The 2398-nt window shown below is 76.4% G+C and carries 3 protein-coding genes; all 3 read right to left on the reverse strand.

All coding sequences use genetic code 11. From position 1 onward, the window contains the following. On the reverse strand, positions 1-774 hold a 774-nt coding region (locus BJP40_RS15605), incomplete at its 3' end, for a 1,4-dihydroxy-6-naphthoate synthase (protein ID WP_071280889.1). Between the two features lie 6 nt (positions 775-780). Then, a complete protein-coding gene (locus tag BJP40_RS15610) occupies positions 781-1479 on the reverse strand; it encodes a futalosine hydrolase (RefSeq protein WP_079171210.1) in 699 nt (232 codons plus the stop codon). A gap of 338 nt (positions 1480-1817) precedes the next feature. Then, entirely contained in the window at positions 1818-2252 is a 435-nt protein-coding gene (locus BJP40_RS15615) for a DUF2771 domain-containing protein (RefSeq protein ID WP_071280891.1), read from the reverse strand. Positions 2253-2398: the final 146 nt, after the last annotated feature.

Genomic DNA, 2398 nt, shown 5'->3' on the forward strand with positions numbered 1-2398 from the left:
GCCCTCGTCGCCGAGGTCCTCCGTGAACGCGTTGACGTAGAGGTCGATGTGCCGGGCTGCCACCTCGGGGTCCATCTCCTGGGCGTGCGCGCGGACGTAGTCGCGGGACGAGGCCGGGTCGGCCCAGGCCGCGCGGACCGACGCGCGCGCCGCGTCGGCCAGCCGCCGCAGCGCCGCCGCGCCCAGTGAGCGCTTGGCGACGATCGCGCCGAGCGGGATCGGCAGCCCCGTCTCGGCCTCCCAGTACGCGCCCATGTCGGCCAGGCACGTCAGCCCGTACTGCCCGTACGTGAACCGCGCCTCGTGGATGACGAGCCCGGCGTCCACCCGTCCGTCGCGGACCGCGGGCATGATCTCGTGGAAGGGCATGACGACGACCCGGCCCACTCCCCCGGGCACCGCCTGCGCCGCCCACAGCCGGAACAGCAGGTACGCCGTGGAGCGCTCGCCCGGCACCGCCACCGTCCGCCCGGCGAGGTCCGCCCCGGTCCCGGTGCCGGGTTCGCGGGTGAGGACCAGCGGGCCGCAGCCGCGGCCCAGTGCCCCGCCGCACGGCAGCAGCGCGTAGCGGTCCATGATCCACGGCAGCACCGCGTACGACACCTTCAGCACGTCCGGGCCGTCGTCGTCCCGCTCGGCGATGCCATTGGTGACGTCGATGTCCGCGAAGGTGACGTCCAGCCGGGGTGCGTCGGGCACGAGCCCGTGCGCCCAGGCGTGGAAGACGAACGTGTCGTTCGGGCAGGGGGAGTACGCGATGCGGGTGACGTCCAAGGGTGCTCAGTCCTCCACGAAGACGGTCGTGCTCAGCGGCTCGAACGCCGCCCGCAGCGCGTCCAGGGCCTCGGGGATCCGCCAGGCGGCCCGGTCGCGGGGGCCCACGGGGTTGGAGACGGCCCGCAGCTCGACGGCGGGCACGCCGTGCGCGGCGGCGGCCTCCGCCACACCGAAGCCCTCCATCGCCTCCGCGCCCGCCCGCGGATGGCGGGCGGCCAGCTCGGCGGCGCGGTCCGCGGTCCCGGTCACCGTGGACACGGTCAGCACGGGCGCCACGAGGCACGGGGTACCCGCGGTGCGCAGCGCGTCGGCGAGGCGGGCGGTCAGGGCGGGCGGCGGGACGTGCACGGAGCGGCCGAAGCCGAGCTGTTCGACGGGCAGGTACCCGTCGGGCGTGTCGGCGCCCAGGTCGGCGGCGACGATCGCGTCCGACAGGACCAGGGTCCCGACAGGGGCGTGCGGGGCGAAGCCGCCGCCGATGCCCGCGGAGACGACGAGGTCGTACCGGTAGGGCGCGGTGGCCAGCGCGGTGGCCGCGCCGACGGCGGCGGCGGCCGGTCCGACCCCGGCGGCGAGCACGTCGACGGCGGGCGCGGCGGAGCCGGTCAGCCGGGAGAGGGGCAGCGCCGCCGCCCGGCCCGGCACACCCGCCGCGGAGTCGTACGCGGGGCCGGAGGGGGGCGCGGTGGAGGGGCCGGGCACCGAGTCGGCGGCGGGGTCGGAAGCGCGGTGTCCGCCGGGCGCGGAGGCGTCCCCCGCGGTGCGGTCGGCGGGGCTCTCGGCCGGTTCGCCGCCGGCCCGCCCGTCGCGGGCGGAGGCGTCGGGGCGCCGGAGGTCAGCGACCGGTGCGGACACCGGACCGCCCTGCGCCCCGTTCACCCGGTCGGCGGCGGGGGCCGGGCGCAGGCCGGTGAGGAGGTGGCTCGTCACCGTGTGCCCGCCGGGCAGCGGCCGCGAGGACCGGGCACCGCAACCGAGCAGACCGCGGCCGACGGCGGAACTCTCCGCCGCCACCGCGGTCACGACCAGGACGCGCAGCGTCACACCTTCTTGAAGGTGAAGCGGTAGACGCCGATCGCCTTGTTCTTCTCCGTCTCCAGGACGGTGACGTCGACGCTGTCCGCGGTCTCGCCGCCCATCGGGTTGCTGAAGAACGGGCTGGCGTTGATCGTGCGGTACGTCTTCTTGTACGGCTCCTGCTCCGCGGGCTGGCCGTTGATCAGCAGCGTCCAGCCGTTCTCGGCGATCTCGGGGTCCACGCCGAAGCGGATGCGGTCGTCCAGGGACACCTCGACGACCTCGCCGGCCTTCGCCTTGACGCACTTCTCGACCTGGGACTCCTTGAGGCCCCCGGTGTCGTAGCAGCCGGAGGCGGCCTCGGTGTGCACCGAGTCGGTGCCGACCGTCACGGTGGCGAGCGGCGTCGGCTTATCGCAGGCGGAGAGGACGAGCAGGCCGGCGGAGACGGCACCCAGAGCGACGCCGGCCGGGCGGCCCCTCCCGGAGAGGAACGCACGGGTAAGGGGGCAAAGGCTATCGGCCCTCGCCGCGGGGGGCGCGGGGGGGGCTCACCCGACGCGCGGGCGCCGCCGCGCACGGCGGGACCGGAACCGGCTGCCGC

It is taken from the genome of Streptomyces sp. CC53 (genome assembly GCF_001865245.1).
Classification (GTDB): Bacteria; Actinomycetota; Actinomycetes; order Streptomycetales; family Streptomycetaceae; genus Streptomyces.